This window comes from Rhizobium sp. P44RR-XXIV, assembly GCF_001999485.2.
Classification (GTDB): Bacteria; Pseudomonadota; Alphaproteobacteria; order Rhizobiales; family Rhizobiaceae; genus Rhizobium.
On record NZ_MPVZ02000029.1, the window covers coordinates 672,573 to 688,226 of the forward strand.

Sequence of the window (15,654 nt, forward strand, 5' to 3'; positions counted from 1 at the left end):
CCCAGTCATAACCGCCTCCGTGCCGTTCAGGATAATCGATGCCATTGAAGTTTGGACTGCTCTTTGTTCTTGCCTGCGTTCTTACGGGCTGTGCACTACCGGAGGCCGGACCTAAGGCCTCCCGAATACTGGAGGAGGCGGCGGCACGCGCGGTACCGCCGTTTGCATTGGTCAATGTGACATCGCCGGCAATGGTCAACTTTGCCGCTCGGCCCGAACCGAGCCTGGCTGCCTATTTCGGCGAAGGCGCGCGAGATCCCGGATTGCGCATTGCCGTGGGTGACGTCGTTTCGGTGAGCCTCTGGGAAGCGCCACCCGGCAGTCTATTTGGAACGGCCTCCGCTATCTCAAGCCAACAGCAGGCAACCGGTAGCGCGGTCACGATCCCGCCACAGACGGTAAACGCCGACAGAACGATCAGCATTCCCTACGTGGGCCGCATAACCGCCGCAGGCCAGACACCTGCGGCTGTCGAGCGCGCCGTGGTCTCCGGTCTCGCCGGAAAGGCCGTTCAGCCTCAAGCGCTGGTAACCGTGCAGCAAAGCGTCGCAAACACCGTCACAGTCACCGGCGAAGTTGCTGGCGGCGCACGTGTTTCGCTTTCGCCGGCCGGTGAAAGGGTGCTTGATGCAATCGCCGCGGCAGGAGGCTTGCGCGCTGGCGTCAACGAGAGCGTCGTCTATCTGACGAGGCAGGGAAGAACGATGCATCTTCCCTTCACCGCGATCGTTCAGAGCCCGCGCGAAAATATAAGATTGCGACCAGAAGACGTGATCACCGTCGTCCGCTCGCCGAACACCTATACGATCCTCGGGGCGTCCGGCCAGAATGGCGAAGTACCCTTCAGTGTGCAGCATCTGAGCATGGCCAATGCGGTCGCTCGCGCAGGAGGCTTGCAGGATACTCGCGCCGATGTCTCCGGTGTCTTCCTCTTCCGCTACGAAACGCAGGAGGTGGCTCGCCGTGTCGTCGCGCCCAACAATCCGCTTCTTCGGCGAGGAGGCCTGGTTCCGATCGTATACCGCTTCGACTTGAAGAATGGTTCGACGCTCCTGACGATGCAGAACTTCGAGGTCCAACCACGGGATATCATTTACATTTCCAATGCCTCGTCGATCGATATCCAAAAATTCATGGGTCTCTTCCAGGGCCTTACCGGAACGGCATTGAATGCAGCATCCGTAGGCATAGCAGCAACCACGGCGAACTGACGGCATAGGTTCGCCGGCAAGCAACCGACGTGGACAGCGGAAATGACGTAGCAGAGATTGAGGGAGCCATCACAATGTTGTCCGGCCTACGGACTGCACTAAACGCAGGTTGGTTTGAGGGGAATAAAATGGGTACGTCCGCGCTGCTGCACCTCCATGAATTGATCGCCTTCGATCGGCAGCAAGCCGAGATTGCTATTTTGCAACGCGTGAGCAGCGCATATCTCGGCAATAATACCGCTCTGGTCCGCGTGCTGGGGCGCTACAAACTCTACGTCGATACCCGCGACAGAGGCTTTGGATCACACATCCTTCTGGACGGCTTTTGGGAAATATGGCTGACGCTATTCTGCGCCCGCAACGTGAAGCGTGGCATGACCGCCATCGATGTCGGCGCCAACTTTGGCTATTATTCCGTCCTTCTGGCCGAGCTTGTTGGCGCCAAAGGTCAGGTGGTCGCCGTGGAGCCCAATCCCCACGCTGCGGATTTCCTACGTCGCAGCGCCGAGCTGAACGGAATGATCGGGCGGACGCGCATCGAAGGTCTGGCGCTTGGCAGGAACGCTTCAGGTGACGCGCCTCTCTACGTGCCGCATAATGAACCGAAGAACGCGCTGATCGTCCTGGAAGGCTTCGTTCCCCGCGTCGAGGACGGCAGCGTCATCAGGGTTCCGGTCACGACACTCGATCGGCTGAGCGCATCGTGCGAGCGCGTCGATTTCATCAAGATCGATGCCGAAGGGGCTGAGGAGTTCATCTTCGAAGGGATGAGCGAAACCATAAGCCGTCACCGGCCGATGATTGTCGTGGAGTTCAATCCGGCACGATACACGGATGCCGGCGGCTTTTTCGATCGGCTCGCCGCCATTTATGGCTCGATACGGCGTCTCGATTTCAGCGGTGAAGCCGTGCCGGTTGCGCGCGAGGACCTGCTGTCCAAATACGCAAGCGATGATTCCCTGCTCGTTCTTTCCCCCAACAAACCGGCGTGAGGCCGGAGACGGCTGAAAACAGAGGAGGGCAGGCGTGAGCAAGACGATCCTTTACGACGGTCTCAACCTTTCATTGAGCAAAGGAACCGGGGTCGCCACCTATACCAGGGGGTTGATGTCTGCTGCCCATTCGCTCGGATATCAGACCGGGGTCGTCCATGGATTGGCCGGAAAAGTTCCAAAGGATCCCATCCTGCGGGAAGTGGTGTTGTTCGATGATGCCAGCAACCGCAAGCCTGGGGCTAGCTTCATCGCCCGCCGCTGGCTGCGCCGACAGATCGGCGCTCCATTCGGAGTGAAGCCTGTTCCGATAACATTGAGCGGGACTGTTATTCTGAAATCGGTTCAGTCTCAGTTCGGCGACTCCGGCATGGTCTATGCGTCAAATGACGTGTTCCAGCTCGCTCGCCATCATTTCAAACGTTACGGCAACAGCCTGTCCATGAAGTTCGATGCGCAACCGGACCTTCTGCACTGCACCTACCCTCTGCCGCTCGTGGCGAAGAGGGCGTTGAACGTCTATACGATCCACGACCTGGTGCCGTTGCGCTTGCCCTATCTGACCGAGGACGACAAACGCTATCATTACAAGATGTTGCGGGCTCTGGTGAAACGAGCCGACCATATCGTTACGGTCTCCGACACCTCGCGGGCCGACATCATCAATGTGCTTGGCGTCGACGAATCCCGCATTACCAACACGTATCAGGCGGTGCATGTGCCCGAGTCGCTCCGGGAAAAGACGGAGGACGTTATCGCCGATGAGATTGCCGGCATCTTTCACCTCGATTGGAAGGGATATTTCCTGTTCTTTGGCGCCTTCGAACCCAAGAAGAACATCTCCCGATTGATCGAGGCCTATCTCGCCGCAAAGACGACAAAGCCACTGATCATCGTTGGCGCGCCGGGCTGGAAAGGCGCGGAGACGAAGGAATTGATCGATGACGATCGCTTCCGCTTCTACGTTCGCTCCGAAGACCGGATCGTGCCGCAGCGGCAGATACAGCGTTTCGACTTCGTATCCTATCCGCTGCTGATCAGCTTGATCCGCGGCGCGCGAGCGGTGCTTTTCCCCTCGCTTTACGAGGGGTTCGGCCTGCCAGTTCTCGAATCCATGCAATTGGGGACGCCAGTCCTGAGCTCGACCGAGGGATCTATCCCTGAAATCGCCGGAAAGGCTGCGTTGCTCGTCGATCCCTACAATACCGAGGACATGCGCAAAGCCATCACCAGCCTCGATCAGGACGATGCACTATGCGACGCTTATGCCAAGGCCGGACCGAAGCAAGCGGCGCGCTTCTCGACGGAACGATATCAGCAGAAGGTGAGTACTCTTTATGATACTCTCCTCAACGGATAGGTATGGGAGGGTTCGACGATGACCATCCTCTTTGCTTTCGGCATGCCTGGCGTCATGTCTTCCTGGGGCGTTGCTGCCGTTCATGCGCTGGCGCGTGAAGCCTTCGGCGAATATACGATCATCACGACGGATACGATCGAGGACCTGAAGCAGCACGTCCAGAGCCGGTCCGGCACGCATGCCGTGCTGGTTTCGCAATTCCCTGAGGCCAGGTTATCGGAACTGATTGTCAAGATTAATGTCCCTTTTTTGTTGTGCCTCGAAGATCCGATAGATGCGGTCTCCTATCTTGCACGCGCGACCGATCAGCGGGACTTCGGGCTGGTCAGGGCCGTTTCGGCCAGCCTCGCCTGCCTCGAACCGCTGACAAGCGCGTCGGCCGGGCTGGTCTTGCGACGCAATGACATCGGGCAGCGAAGCAGCATTGATCTGCTACTCAAAAAGATAGACGAACATTTTAGCACCGAGCTTACATTCGAGCAGATTTCAAGCGCTCTGCTGCACGTCGGCATGGGTTCTCCAGACGGGGCATCGAACACCGGCGTACCGAAACTGGAGGAAGCAGCGGCAGCGGTGATCGTGGGATATCTGACGCCGAAAGAGGAAGTGCCAGAGCTCAGCGAATCATTGCGTGAGCTTGCGGGCAAAGTTCTGCGACCACTGCAGTTCGGCCACGCCGAGACTGCGCGCCCCTCCATCTTCTGGCCTCGTGAAACGTTCCTGGCGGGTGACCGATTGGGAGAAGGCCTCGATAGTAGTCTGGATCTGACCGGTGGCGCTCGCTGCCTCATCTATGGCCCGTATCTCCATCTACCTTCCGGCCGATGGGATGCCAAATTTCTCTTCGACGTCGAGGAAGATTGCCACGGCCAGATCTTCACTCTGGAAATCCACGCAAACGAGCTGCTGGGAAGGCTGCGCGTCTGCCCGCAAGGCACCGGCTCATTCGAGACCGCGGTTCCGGTGGAAGTGCTTGATCCACGTACTCCGATCGAAATACGGCTGATGATGGATAGTGGTGCCATCGAAGGGCGACTTTCAGCCTGGAGCATCGAATGGCTCAGGGCCGCGTAGTATAGGCAATACCCTTCCAGTGCCGTTTTAAGGATGGCAGATACCCGGCGGTTGCCGCGTATTCTGCTGCCTTATTGGTCGTGCTCTACCTTGCCCGATGACATTATTGTGTTGCTGAACGTTTCCAACGCCCAGAATTTTGTAAATCAAGGTTTCCCATAGCAGATTTTCCGTATTAGTGCCGCAAACCCCTCCTTTTCAGAGGATTGATAACTCGTATAACGGTTGGGAAAAATGGAATGAAGCCTATGAATGCGACCGCTGCACCGGACATCCTGATAGTCGACGACGACCACGAGATTCGCTCTCTCCTCAGCCGGTATCTTGAGGAGCAGGGCTTCCGTGTATCAACGGCGGGCGATCTTCGCGGATGCAACGATGCGCTCAACCGGCGCCCTCCCGACCTTATCGTCCTGGATGTGATGCTTCCCGATGGATCGGGCCTCGATCTGTGCCGTGACCTTCGAAACCGGCGTCCGAGGGTGCCGGTCATCCTCTTGACTGCCCTCAAGGAGGACATAGATCGAATTCTCGGACTTGAGATCGGCGCGGATGATTATCTCGGCAAACCGTTCAATCCGCGTGAGCTGGCGGCGCGCATTCGCGCCGTCCTGCGTCGTACTCATGAAGATCTTTCGGTCGAACCCGAACAAAGACGGTTTCAGTTCGGCGACATGATGCTCGATCCGCAGCTTCGCCGGGTCGCCAGAGATAATGGCGAGGCGATCTCGCTGACCGGAGCCGAATTCGATCTGCTGAAAGCATTTCTGGAACGCGCCGGCCGATTGTTGTCGCGTGATCAATTGCTCGATTTGACGCAAGGCCGCGATCGCGATCCCGCCGATCGATCTATCGATGTTCTGATGAGCCGGCTGCGCCGCAAGCTCGGCGAGACAGCCGACGAACCGATCTTCCGGACGATCCGCAATGGCGGTTATCAGCTTGTCGTGCCGGTGGTGGCAATAAAGGGTGATTCATGAGGTCGTTGGGCGCGCGCCTGGCGTTGCTCCTGCTGACAGCCATCGTCCTGGTCGTCATCTCCTCATCATTCGTGGCAAGCCTTGTGATGCGCGGCCCCCGGCCAAATATGATGATCGAGCCGATGGCCCGCCAGCTCGCCATTATGGCAACCTTTGCCGAGAAGGATAAAGCAACGGCGGCCTCCGCCGGGTTGATCTTCGCTCCGATGCCTGCCGATGGCCCGCGGGACGAGGAACTATCCCGTTTTCTCATGGAGGCGCTGTTCCGGATCTCCGGCATGCGCGAGGCGATCATATCCCACCAATCGGCAGGAGAGATGATTGCCTCGCTGAAGCTCTCCGACGGCACATGGCTCATCACGCCGATGCCGCAACACGGCCCACCGCCGGGGGGCTGGAAAATATTGGCGGGGTGGCTAGGCCTGATCATCATCGGCAGCGTCCTGGTTTCCATTTTCGCGGCTTCGAAAATCATGAAGCCTCTCCGTCTGCTGGAAGAGGCTGTAGCGGCCATCAATCCTGACGGCACGCTGCCGCACATACCGGAAAGTGGCCCGGGAGAAATCCGCGTCACCGCGCAAGCGCTGAACGGCCTCTCGGCCAGAGTGAAGGCTGCCACCGAAAGCCGCATGCGGCTTGTCGCCGCCGCAGGGCACGATCTCAGGACTCCCATGACGCGCATGCGCTTGCGCGCCGAGTTCATCCAGGACGAGGAAGAGCGGCAGAAATGGCTCGCCGACCTCGAGGAGCTCGACAGGATTGCCGACAGCGCGATCAGGCTGGTGCGAGAGGAGATTTCCAACGATAGCCTGGAGCAGGTCAGGCTCGATGCAATCGTCCAGGACATTGTTGACGAGCTGAAGGCGATCGATATGAACGTCAACAGCGGCGAACTGGAGCCCACAACGATCAGCGCAGGGCCGTTGGCGGTGACGAGAGCGCTGCGCAATCTGCTGATAAACAGTGCGACGCATGGCCAATCGGCAACAGTGACGGTCACTCATCTTGGCAACAGGGCAGTGGTGAGAATCATCGATACTGGCCCCGGCATACCCGAGGAGCGGCTCAATCAGGTATTCGAGCCGTTTTTCCGGATCGACATAGCCAGGCAAAAATCCTTTCCTGGTGCGGGTCTAGGCATGGCCATCGCGCGCGAAATCGTCACCCGCTTCGGGGGAGAGATCATCGTGCGTAACAGACAACCCACGGGTCTGGAGCAGGTGGTGTCATTCAAAAGTGCCAACTGCAAATCCGCGAGCTAAACCGATTTGAGCTGACGGTTTAAGCCACAGCGAGGATCGCGTTCTCATGTCTTGAGGTAAAGATCCGAACGCTCTCAGCAATGATTTGAACTTACCTCCCTACGAAGATGCCGTAATGCTGCAGTTGAATCAGCTTGGCCCTTTCAGTTAAAGAAGGCTCATGATCCTCGGATTTTTCACTGGAAATTTGTATCAAAGCAGGATTTACTTGCGTAGAACTTTCGAAAATTTCAATAAATGTTGGCGCCACATTAAGTTCTCAAAACTTATCAAATAATAACAGTGAAGTAGAAAAGCAGAGACACTAAATTTCGCTAAAATGCCTCTTTTCAGCAATATTCGGAAATGCTGTGGGTGCCAATTAATGTAGAATTGCAGTCGATCAGATGCTGTGCTCGAGCAGGCTTTGATCGCCCCGCATACCCGGCTTCGCCATGACGCCCCCAACACGACTGGCGAAGCCGGATTACCCTTGAAGCGGGACAAACTCTCCTGAAAATTGGTGCACTGATAGTGCCTTGCCCAGATCAAGGCGTCGGACACATGGCTATCTGGATATGGCCAAATGCAGGCCAGTGCCGATCGGAGAGCATAGGCACGTTCCCTGCCACCAGGCTTCGTCTTGCGCAGCAAAGCATCGCCTGAGATTTGCTGCTCTGAAGCAGAGGCGCCATCAGCGACAGTCCAATAATCATCCGATAGAGAATGTCTTGATGATGTCGCCAATCTTGCCGGCTGACGGCAAGGATAGGGCCGCCGGACTTGATAGAGATTCTGGCAACGCAGAGGATGCATAAGCGCCAATGGCTCGGGAACACCGGGCGGGGTGTTCCCGAGCCTTTCGGCCCTTTAAAGGGCCGCTCTGTCCAGCCGATGAGGGCGTCCGGGGGGAATCTCAATCGGCTGGAGGCGGAGAGGAAGGCGTGTTCCGTCCGTGTGGTCGGATTAGCGGAACATGTGGGGACCAGGAACGAGCGAGCGCTCGGCGTCTTCGAGTTTGGCCACTTGATCGGCAGTCAGCACATTGCGCAGGGCAGTGGCTTTATCCTTGAGGACAGTCGCCTTGGCGGCGCGATCCAGCACGCGATCGGCTATGCGCTCGCCAAAGAGTTCTTTCGAGCCATTGGCCTGATTGTCGGTACCCTGCGCGGGCTGAGACGCGGCTTCGTCACTCGCCTCTGGCTGGCCCGGCTGCCGATGCTTTGGAAAGGCCAGCAGATCCGTCAGTGCGCTGGTATAATCCCGCCAGGCATCAAGCTGTGTGCTGCGAATGCCGATCAGCGTTTCCATGGCCGAAAGCTTGCCGGCGAGTTCCAGCGCGGGATTCGGGCCGTGAGGGAAGCCGCCGGGTGGTCCGAATGGAGGCATTGGGCCGCCTTCGCCAAAGGCCATCATTGGCGGATGCATGTGAGGGCCGGGCCAGGGCCAACCGGTCGGCGGCGCGTGATCCTGGATGGGCTGCGCCGCTTCCGCGACAGCAGGGTTTTGTGCGTCCGGTGTGGCAGTCGGTTCGGCGGCGAGAGCCGGGGCGGCCATGCCGCCGATCGCTGTCACTAGCAAGGTTGCGATGATGTATCGTTGCTTCATGATCAGTATTGCCTTTGTTGCGATTACTGATACCGAGGCTAACGAAATCGTATGAATGCAATAGTTCTCGATATTTCCGAATATGTTCTGACGGGCGAATGTTGCGAACGAAGTTTGCTGCGAAGCCCGAGGCAACAATTCATTACAACTTTCCGCCAATGAAGCCGCACTCCGGGCGCGGCTTCATTGGCAGGTGAATCGGGTCTCTATTCCTTGCCGAGCGAAGACGCCGACGTCGACTGGTCGGCCTCCCTCAATGCCGCGGCACATTCCTCGCAGCAGACCTCGACGGACTTGCCTCCGAGGTTAACCTTGATGACATCGGTACCGAGTTCACAGTCGCAGGCGGCGCATGTGGTTTTCTTCATCGCGTGATCCTTTTCAAAAATCCCTCAATCAGGGCGGGATCATCAGACCACCGATCGCCAAGTCGGCGCTGTCGGAATCTTTAGCGAGTCGTGTAGTGCTTCGGTTTCAACTGTGCCGAACGCTGGAATTCTGCGGGCGTCAGGCCATAGGTCTGCTTGAAGCTGGCGCTGAAATGGCTATGGCTGGAAAAGCCGAGATCGAGCCCGAGCATGGTCAGGTCGTTATATTGGCCAAGAAGATCGAGCGCACGCGCCAGCCGTAGCCGCAGTTGATACCGATAGAGCGGCATGGCCTCGACCTGCTGGAAGACCTGAGTGAGGTAAACCGGCGAGACACCGACCTCCCTGGCGATTTCGGCAAGCGTCCATCGGCGGGCGAGATCGGAAGACAGGACGAGCTTTGCCCGATCGACGAGTTTCTGCCGCCCAAAGCTCGCGCCGGCGGCATGTGATGTCCGCTCACCAAGCGAGCGGCGCACGAGCGTCAAGGCCAGGGTCTCGCCTTCAAGGCTTTCGGCGATGTTGCGGCTCAAGCCGTGGCGAAGAAGTGCGACGAGGGCCTGGGCGCGCGGATCGACGCGACGACGCTGCCGGCGAAAGGTGACGCCTTCGCCGGTCTGCACCTGGTCCGCCGGAGCAAGTTCATGAAGGACGGACGTGTCGATCGAAAGATCGAGACAGGAATCGCCGCCTTCTACAGGATGGCTGATCCGATAGTCCTGTCCGCCATTGAAGAACACGACCTGATTGGCCTCGGCGACCACGTCATTCTGGCCTACATGGCGCTTGAAGACGCCGCGATAGGGATAGACGAGGCTTGTCTTGTGCGCACACTCCTCGTCGCTCTTGTGACGGCATTCACCGTTGCACACGACATCGCGGATGATAACCGTATTCGTTTTCAGCAGCAGAGCTGTCGAAATCAGTGACATGCCGCAATCCCCATTATGCCGCATATGCCGGTCGCGTTGCATGACGCTAACATGTTCTGCGCCATCTTTTTAGTAGCGGCTGTAAATATGAACGTCGCTCCCGGCTTGACCGCGAGAGAGACCGATATCCTTCAATTGATCATCCGAAAGCTCCATCAGCGCATTTCGGTTGCGTCGCTCCGCCAGCTTGCGCGCAAGCAGTCGGATTGCCCCCATGAAGACTGAGAGCGACGTCCGCCCGGATTTGCTTGAAGTCCGGACGCGTGCGGACTGGATTGCGATGCTGGAAGTTTGCATGTTGATCTCCTCGATCATGTGTTTCGATGGAGACAATCAACCACTGGCGGCCTATTCGCGCTGTCAGATAATTTAGCGATCACAACGCCTGATGCGGCGATTTGTTTTTCCTTGTCGACATTTTGCCTACAAGATTATTAGTGTCGCTGTCACCGTGCCGATGTGGCGCGAAGCCTATACGATTTGGAATATTGAGGAGTCGAAGAATGTCGTGGCAACATCCAGTCCCGCGGATCACAGAAGAGGAAAAGCGGGTACGCCTCGCACGGCTTCGCCAGTTGCTGGATGCGGAGGGGCTCGCCGGCATGCTACTTGGGCCGAGTGAAAGCCTGCGCTACTTCACCGGCCTCGTCTGGCACGCCAGCGAACGTTTCCTCGGGGCGCTGGTGACGCCGACCGAGCTTTACTACATCGTTCCTGGTTTCGAACGCAGCCGCGTCGAGACGCTGACGCATCTGCCCGCCGAAATCCTCGAATGGCAGGAGGAGGAGAGCAGTGCGGGCCTCGTTGCGCGTCTGCTCGGCAACAAGGGCATTCTGGCGCTCGACGACAACATGCCGCTGTTCTTCTATCATGCGCTGGCCGCGGAACTCGGTGCCGAGCGGTTGAAAAATGGTGGGCCGATCATCAACCGCCTGCGCCGCATCAAGTCTCCTGCTGAAATCGCGCTCATTCAATATGCGATGAACTTGACGCTTGGCATCCACAAGCAGGCCCACGCCTTGCTCAAGCCCGGTATCCGCGCCTCCGAAGTGGTTGAGTTCATCGATCGACGGCATCGCGAGGTTGGCGCTCACGGCGGCTCGACCTTCTGCATCGTCTCCTTCGGCGAGGCGACGTCGCTGCCGCATGGCGCTAATGGTGACCAGACGCTCGCCGAAGACGATGTCATCCTCGTGGACACCGGCACCCGCATTGACGGCTATCACTCCGATCTGACGCGAACATACAAGCTGAAAGCCGGCGATAGCGTCTTCGAAGATGCCTGGGCGATCGAGCGGGAAGCGCAGCAGGCGGTCTTCGATGCCGCCAAGCTCGGTGCTGCCTGCTCGAGCCTCGACAATGCCGCGCGTTCGGTTCTCGCGAAACATTCGCTGGGTCCCGACTACAAGCTGCCCGGATTGCCGCATCGCGCCGGTCACGGCCTGGGGCTGGAGATCCACGAAGAGCCCTATATCGTGCGCGGCAATGCGACACCGCTTGAAGTCGGCATGTGCTTCTCGAATGAGCCGATGATCGTCTTTCCGCAGAAATTCGGCATCAGGCTCGAGGATCATATGTACATGACGGCGGACGGCCCGCGCTGGTTTACGCCGCCGTCCAACGGGCCAACGAACCCTTTTACGGATTAACGTCTGAAAAGGGCGGCTCAGGCCGCCCTTTTTCCGTCCTCATCGAAAACATGCAGATGCTGCGACGGGAAGGCGACATTGACCTGGTTCCCGGCGCTGAGCGCGCTGCGATCCAGCGTGAACACCTTGAACGGCAGGCCGTGCAGCGAGAGGTGCAGGATGATGCCGAAGCCCGTGGGCTCGATGAGTTCGACAGTAGCCGCCATGTTGGACTGATCCGAAGACAGGACGACATGTTCCGGGCGGATGCCGAGGGTTACCTTTGCGCCGGACGTCAGCTTTAGCGATTCAGCAAGCGGTACGAAGGTGCCATCCTTCAGCTTGACGCCACCCTCCTGATAGATCGCATCCAGAAAATTCATGCCGGGCGAGCCGATGAAGCCGGCAACGAAGAGATTGGCGGGGCGGTCGTAGAGTTCTAGCGGGCTGCCGACCTGCTGAACCACCCCGCCATGCATGGCGACGATCCGGTCCGCCAGCGTCATCGCCTCGATCTGGTCGTGGGTGACGTAGATCGAGGTCGCTTTCAGGTCGCCATGCAATTTCTTGATCTCGGCCCGCATCTGTTCGCGCAGACGGGCGTCGAGGTTCGACAACGGTTCGTCGAAGAGGAAGGCTTTCGGCTGGCGCACAATGGCGCGACCCATGGCAACGCGCTGGCGCTGGCCGCCGGAAAGCGCCTTCGGCCGGCGTTCAAGCAGCGGATCGAGGCCGAGCTTCGTCGCAGCTCCTGCGACCGCCTTGGCGATGCTCTCCTTCGCCATCTTCCGGAGCCGCAGGCTGTAGCTCATGTTGCCGGCGACATTCATATGCGGATAGAGCGCATAGGACTGGAAGACCATGGCTATGTCGCGGTCCTTCGGATGCAGCTCGTTGACACGATTGTCGGCAATGCGGATTTCGCCGCCGCTAATGTCTTCAAGGCCCGCAATCATCCTGAGCAAGGTGGACTTGCCGCATCCGGACGGACCGACGAGGACGACGAACTCGCCGTCCTTGATCCTCAGATCGATGTCGTGCAGCACCTGCACATGGCCATATGCCTTCTTGACGTTCTGGATATCGATCGATGCCATTTGACTAACCCTTGACCGCGCCGGCCGTCAGGCCCTGCACAAGATAACGTTGGATGAGCAGGAAGAAGAGCGCGGCCGGAATGAGCGCCATGACGCCCGCCGCCATCATTTGCCCGAAATCCACTGAGAATTTTGAGACGAAGGTGAGAAGCCCGACAGGGAAGGTCGCGGCCTGATTGCCGTTAATCAGCATCAGCGCGAAGAGCAGTTCGCTCCAGGCAGCCGTGAAGACGAAGCCGAGCGTTGCGGCGATCCCAGGCAGCGTCAGCGGCAAGATGATCTGCCGGAAGGCCGTGAACTGCGTTGCACCGTCGATCATGGCCGCCTCCTCCAGATCCTTAGGAATGCCATCGAAGAAAGACTGCATCAGGAAGGTGGCGAAGGGCACGTTGAAAGCGGTGTAGACGATGACGAGGCCGGTGAGGCTGTTCGTCAGATGCAGCGGCGTCAGGATCTTGAAGATCGGCGCCACCAGCATGACCAGTGGAAACATTTGCGTCAGCAGCATCAGCGCCACGATCCAGTATTTGGCGCGGAAGTTGAAGCGGGAGAGCGCGTAGCCGGAGAGCGAAGAGCAGATGGTCACTGCAATTGCCGTCGAACCGGCGACGATCACGCTGTTCTTGAAGAAGGTCGGAAAGTCGCTGTGCTGCAGCACGAAGGCATAGTGTTCCCATGTCGTGCGCGACGGCCACATGCGCACGCCTTCCGTATAGAGCAGGTCATTCGGCGTGACCGAAACCTTCAGCAGCCAGAAGAGCGGGAAGAGTGCGAAGAGGACATAGCAGAGGATCGCCAGCCGATGCGCGATGGTGGGAAGGATGGATCGTCTCATGGCTCAATCCTTGTTCAGCAGGGTCTGCCGCAGCAGGATGATCAGCATGGAATAGGCGAGCAGCAGCACCAGCAGCACCAGCGCAATGGCCGAGGCATAGCCGAAGTCGAGCCGCTTGAAGGCCTGCGTGAAGATGTAGCTGGCGACGATCTGCGTGCGGTCCGCGGGACCACCGCCGGTCATGACCACGATCAGGTCGGCGAAGTTGGAGACCCAGACGGTGCGCAATAGCACGGTAATGGCGATAGTCGGGGCGAGAAAGGGAAGCGTGATCGAGCGGAAACGTTCGAACCAGCCGGCGCCGTCGATGGAAGCCGCCTCATAGAGATCGCGCGGGATCGCCTGAAGGGCTGCCAGCAGCGTGATTGCAAAGAACGGGATACCCCACCAGACATTGGCGACGATCGGTCCCCACATCGCATAATTCGGGTCGGACAGAATGTTGCTAGGCTCGCTCATCAGGCCGAGCGCATAAAGCCAGTGCGGTATCGGCCCGATGACGGGGTTGAACAGCCACGACCAATTGAGACCGGCCAGGAAGGACGGAACGGCCCAGGGCAGAAACACCAATGCCTGCACGATCGCCCTGCCGAAGAACGGTTTGTCCAGCAACAGCGCCAGGATCAGCCCGAAGATGAACTGCAGCGCCACGGAAGCACCGGTCCACCAGAGGGTATTCTTCAGCGCCCAGTAAAAGGCCGTGTCCTTGGAGAGATCGCGAAAATGCTCCAGGCCGATGAAGCCCCCGGAAAAGGGATTGAGCAGCTGAATGTCGCGGAAGGCGTAGGATATGCCGATTGCCAGCGGCACCAGCATCACGGCGATGATGAGGATGAGGGCAGGGGCGCTGTAGAGATACGGTTCCGAGGCGTCGGCGAGGCGCTTCAGCCACGGCCGGCGGTCGTGACGCCTGTCGAGCGTGTCGGTGATCGAAGTCATCTGTAAGAGTTCCCGTTCGCGACGTTCGGACGCCGTCTGTTTCAGGTGAGCAAGAGCGGCGGCGGATCGCTCCGCCGCCGGGCATGTGGATTATTTCTTGGCGAGGAACTTCTGCTGCGCCTTGGTCAGGTAATCTGCCCACTGGTCGGCAAGGTCCTTGGCCGAAATATCGCCGAGCATCGCCTGCTGAGACGTCTTGATGGCGAGCGAATCCTTGAAGAAAGCGAATTCCTCGAGGTAGGTCGGCATCACAGTCGGGACTGTGTCCTTGTCCGCCAGTTCCTGGAACCAGCCCTTGAACTGATCGCCGGCATAGAAGGGATCCTTCTCGGCAGCCGTGTAGGCCGGCAAGGCGCCGATCTTCTTGTTCCAGGTGAGGTTGCCTTCCGGGCCTTCGAGCGTCGCGATCAGCTTCCAGGAGAGGTCCTTGTTCTGGCTGGTGGAGAACATCGACCAGCCGCCATAGCCGATAGTCGGGAAGGACTTGCCGTCCGGTCCCTTCGGCAGCGGCGCAACGCCGAAATCGTCCTTGTTCATGCGCTCGGCGACGGCGATCAGAGCATCCGGGTCCTGATCGAGGAAGGCGCAGGTGCCGGAATAGAAGCCGGCGACGACTTCATTGAAGCCCCAGTTGACGCTATCCTTCGGCGCCAGGCCCTTCTTGTAGAGATCGACCATCCATTCGATGCCCTTGGCCCAGCCGGCGCTGTTCATCGTGGAGGTGCCGTCATCCGTGAAGTATTTGTTGTCGCCGGCCATGGAGGCAGCAAAGATCATCCAGCCATTAAGGCCGCCCGGTCCGCCGCGCATGCAGTAGCCGTATTTGCCCGGCAGCTTGGAGACGGCTTCGGAAGCCTTGACGAAGTCATCCATCGTCTTCGGCGGCTCGCTGACGCCGGCCTGCTGGAGAAGCTTCTTGTTGTAGAACATGGCGCGCAGATAGAAGCCGTAAGGCAGCATATAAGCGGTGTTCTTGACGTAGCGACCGAGTTCAAGCGCGCGAGGCGTCAGCTCCTTGGTGTGCTCCCACTTCGCCAGATAGGGCTCCAGGCTTTCGAGCATGCCGTTGTTGCCGTAGAGCGATACCCAGGTGTCGGGCATTTCCATGACGTCGGGCGTATCGCCGGCCGAGACCATGGTGGCGAATTTCTGGAAGGCTTCATTCCAGGGCAGGGAGATGATGTCGACCTTGGTGCCGGGATTGTCCGCCTCGAACTTGGCGACGATCGACTTGAGCGTCTCGGTGCGCTCGGGGCTGGTGATCACTTCGACGAGCTTCAGCGTCGTATCGGCAAAGGCGGTGCCGCCCATCAGGGCGGTAAAGAGTGCTGCAGTTATCAGTCTTTTCATGTTGGTTCCCCTTTTTTAGGTTTTCCTCGCAGTTGATAA

The 15,654-nt window shown here is 58.7% G+C and carries 15 protein-coding genes; 7 read left to right on the forward strand and 8 right to left on the reverse strand.

Going from position 1 to position 15,654, the window contains the following annotated elements:
• The first annotated feature begins 38 nt into the window (after positions 1-38).
• From BSK43_RS29160 to BSK43_RS29185, 6 genes are all read left to right on the forward strand, one after another.
• A complete protein-coding gene (locus BSK43_RS29160; protein ID WP_077468206.1) occupies positions 39-1,211 on the forward strand; it encodes a polysaccharide biosynthesis/export family protein in 1,173 nt (390 codons plus the stop codon).
• 128 nt (positions 1,212-1,339) lie between these two features.
• Positions 1,340-2,203 (forward strand): FkbM family methyltransferase, encoded by an 864-nt coding sequence (locus BSK43_RS29165; protein ID WP_246662723.1) that lies wholly within the window; start codon positions 1,340-1,342, stop codon positions 2,201-2,203.
• A 34-nt stretch (positions 2,204-2,237) separates the two neighbouring features.
• On the forward strand, positions 2,238-3,563 hold the full coding sequence (locus BSK43_RS29170; protein WP_077468208.1) for a glycosyltransferase family 1 protein: 1,326 nt from the start codon (positions 2,238-2,240) through the stop codon (positions 3,561-3,563).
• Positions 3,564-3,581: 18 nt separating this feature from the next.
• A complete protein-coding gene (locus BSK43_RS29175) occupies positions 3,582-4,637 on the forward strand; it encodes a hypothetical protein (RefSeq protein ID WP_077468209.1) in 1,056 nt (351 codons plus the stop codon).
• Between the two features lie 248 nt (positions 4,638-4,885).
• A complete protein-coding gene (locus BSK43_RS29180; protein WP_077468298.1) occupies positions 4,886-5,617 on the forward strand; it encodes a response regulator transcription factor in 732 nt (243 codons plus the stop codon).
• A complete protein-coding gene (locus BSK43_RS29185) occupies positions 5,614-6,879 on the forward strand; it encodes an ATP-binding protein (protein WP_077468210.1) in 1,266 nt (421 codons plus the stop codon). The genes BSK43_RS29180 and BSK43_RS29185 overlap by 4 nt, the downstream gene beginning before the upstream one ends.
• Positions 6,880-7,824: 945 nt before the next feature.
• On the opposite strand, the gene BSK43_RS29190 is transcribed toward BSK43_RS29185, so the two are convergent.
• The 4 genes from BSK43_RS29190 to BSK43_RS29200 all read right to left on the reverse strand — a co-directional run bounded on the left by BSK43_RS29190 (position 7,825) and on the right by BSK43_RS29200 (position 10,063).
• Entirely contained in the window at positions 7,825-8,466 is a 642-nt protein-coding gene (locus BSK43_RS29190; RefSeq protein WP_077468211.1) for a hypothetical protein, read from the reverse strand.
• Positions 8,467-8,672: 206 nt separating this feature from the next.
• Positions 8,673-8,834: a hypothetical protein gene (locus BSK43_RS35265; RefSeq protein ID WP_169055479.1), complete on the reverse strand. Its 162-nt coding sequence runs from the start codon at positions 8,832-8,834 to the stop codon at positions 8,673-8,675.
• 80 nt (positions 8,835-8,914) lie between these two features.
• Entirely contained in the window at positions 8,915-9,766 is an 852-nt protein-coding gene (locus BSK43_RS29195) for a helix-turn-helix domain-containing protein (RefSeq protein WP_077468212.1), read from the reverse strand.
• Positions 9,767-9,835: 69 nt separating this feature from the next.
• A complete protein-coding gene (locus tag BSK43_RS29200; RefSeq protein WP_077468299.1) occupies positions 9,836-10,063 on the reverse strand; it encodes a DUF1127 domain-containing protein in 228 nt (75 codons plus the stop codon).
• Positions 10,064-10,269: 206 nt separating this feature from the next.
• Between BSK43_RS29200 and BSK43_RS29205 the strand changes: the two genes are divergently transcribed.
• Positions 10,270-11,415, forward strand: a complete 1,146-nt coding sequence (locus BSK43_RS29205; protein ID WP_077468213.1) for a Xaa-Pro peptidase family protein — start codon at positions 10,270-10,272, stop codon at positions 11,413-11,415.
• A gap of 17 nt (positions 11,416-11,432) precedes the next feature.
• Here BSK43_RS29205 and ugpC read toward each other — a convergent pair whose 3' ends face one another.
• The 4 genes from ugpC to BSK43_RS29225 all read right to left on the reverse strand — a co-directional run bounded on the left by ugpC (position 11,433) and on the right by BSK43_RS29225 (position 15,615).
• Complete coding sequence (ugpC, locus tag BSK43_RS29210; protein WP_077468214.1) at positions 11,433-12,491, reverse strand: sn-glycerol-3-phosphate ABC transporter ATP-binding protein UgpC; 1,059 nt, start codon at positions 12,489-12,491, stop codon at positions 11,433-11,435.
• Between the two features lie 4 nt (positions 12,492-12,495).
• The gene (locus tag BSK43_RS29215) at positions 12,496-13,326 is read right to left on the reverse strand and encodes a carbohydrate ABC transporter permease (protein WP_068392580.1); all 831 of its coding nucleotides are present in this window, start codon (positions 13,324-13,326) and stop codon (positions 12,496-12,498) included.
• Between the two features lie 3 nt (positions 13,327-13,329).
• Positions 13,330-14,265: a sugar ABC transporter permease gene (locus tag BSK43_RS29220; RefSeq protein ID WP_077468215.1), complete on the reverse strand. Its 936-nt coding sequence runs from the start codon at positions 14,263-14,265 to the stop codon at positions 13,330-13,332.
• A gap of 90 nt (positions 14,266-14,355) precedes the next feature.
• Positions 14,356-15,615 (reverse strand): sugar ABC transporter substrate-binding protein, encoded by a 1,260-nt coding sequence (locus tag BSK43_RS29225; RefSeq protein ID WP_068392575.1) that lies wholly within the window; start codon positions 15,613-15,615, stop codon positions 14,356-14,358.
• Positions 15,616-15,654: the final 39 nt, after the last annotated feature.

What these genes read in the sequence shown, in the direction of transcription:
- BSK43_RS29160 (WP_077468206.1), top strand. Translation starts at nt 39, where the DNA reads ATGCCATTGAAGTTTGGACTGCTCTTTGTTCTTGCCTGCGTTCTTACG.
- BSK43_RS29165 (WP_246662723.1), top strand. Translation starts at nt 1,340, where the DNA reads ATGGGTACGTCCGCGCTGCTGCACCTCCATGAATTGATCGCCTTCGAT.
- BSK43_RS29175 (WP_077468209.1), top strand. Translation starts at nt 3,582, where the DNA reads ATGACCATCCTCTTTGCTTTCGGCATGCCTGGCGTCATGTCTTCCTGG.
- BSK43_RS29180 (WP_077468298.1), top strand. Translation starts at nt 4,886, where the DNA reads ATGAATGCGACCGCTGCACCGGACATCCTGATAGTCGACGACGACCAC.
- BSK43_RS29185 (WP_077468210.1), top strand. Translation starts at nt 5,614, where the DNA reads ATGAGGTCGTTGGGCGCGCGCCTGGCGTTGCTCCTGCTGACAGCCATC.
- BSK43_RS29190 (WP_077468211.1), bottom strand. Translation starts at nt 8,466, where the DNA reads ATGAAGCAACGATACATCATCGCAACCTTGCTAGTGACAGCGATCGGC.
- BSK43_RS35265 (WP_169055479.1), bottom strand. Translation starts at nt 8,834, where the DNA reads ATGAAGAAAACCACATGCGCCGCCTGCGACTGTGAACTCGGTACCGAT.
- BSK43_RS29195 (WP_077468212.1), bottom strand. Translation starts at nt 9,766, where the DNA reads ATGTCACTGATTTCGACAGCTCTGCTGCTGAAAACGAATACGGTTATC.
- BSK43_RS29200 (WP_077468299.1), bottom strand. Translation starts at nt 10,063, where the DNA reads ATGCAAACTTCCAGCATCGCAATCCAGTCCGCACGCGTCCGGACTTCA.
- BSK43_RS29205 (WP_077468213.1), top strand. Translation starts at nt 10,270, where the DNA reads ATGTCGTGGCAACATCCAGTCCCGCGGATCACAGAAGAGGAAAAGCGG.
- ugpC (WP_077468214.1), bottom strand. Translation starts at nt 12,491, where the DNA reads ATGGCATCGATCGATATCCAGAACGTCAAGAAGGCATATGGCCATGTG.
- BSK43_RS29215 (WP_068392580.1), bottom strand. Translation starts at nt 13,326, where the DNA reads ATGAGACGATCCATCCTTCCCACCATCGCGCATCGGCTGGCGATCCTC.
- BSK43_RS29220 (WP_077468215.1), bottom strand. Translation starts at nt 14,265, where the DNA reads ATGACTTCGATCACCGACACGCTCGACAGGCGTCACGACCGCCGGCCG.
- BSK43_RS29225 (WP_068392575.1), bottom strand. Translation starts at nt 15,615, where the DNA reads ATGAAAAGACTGATAACTGCAGCACTCTTTACCGCCCTGATGGGCGGC.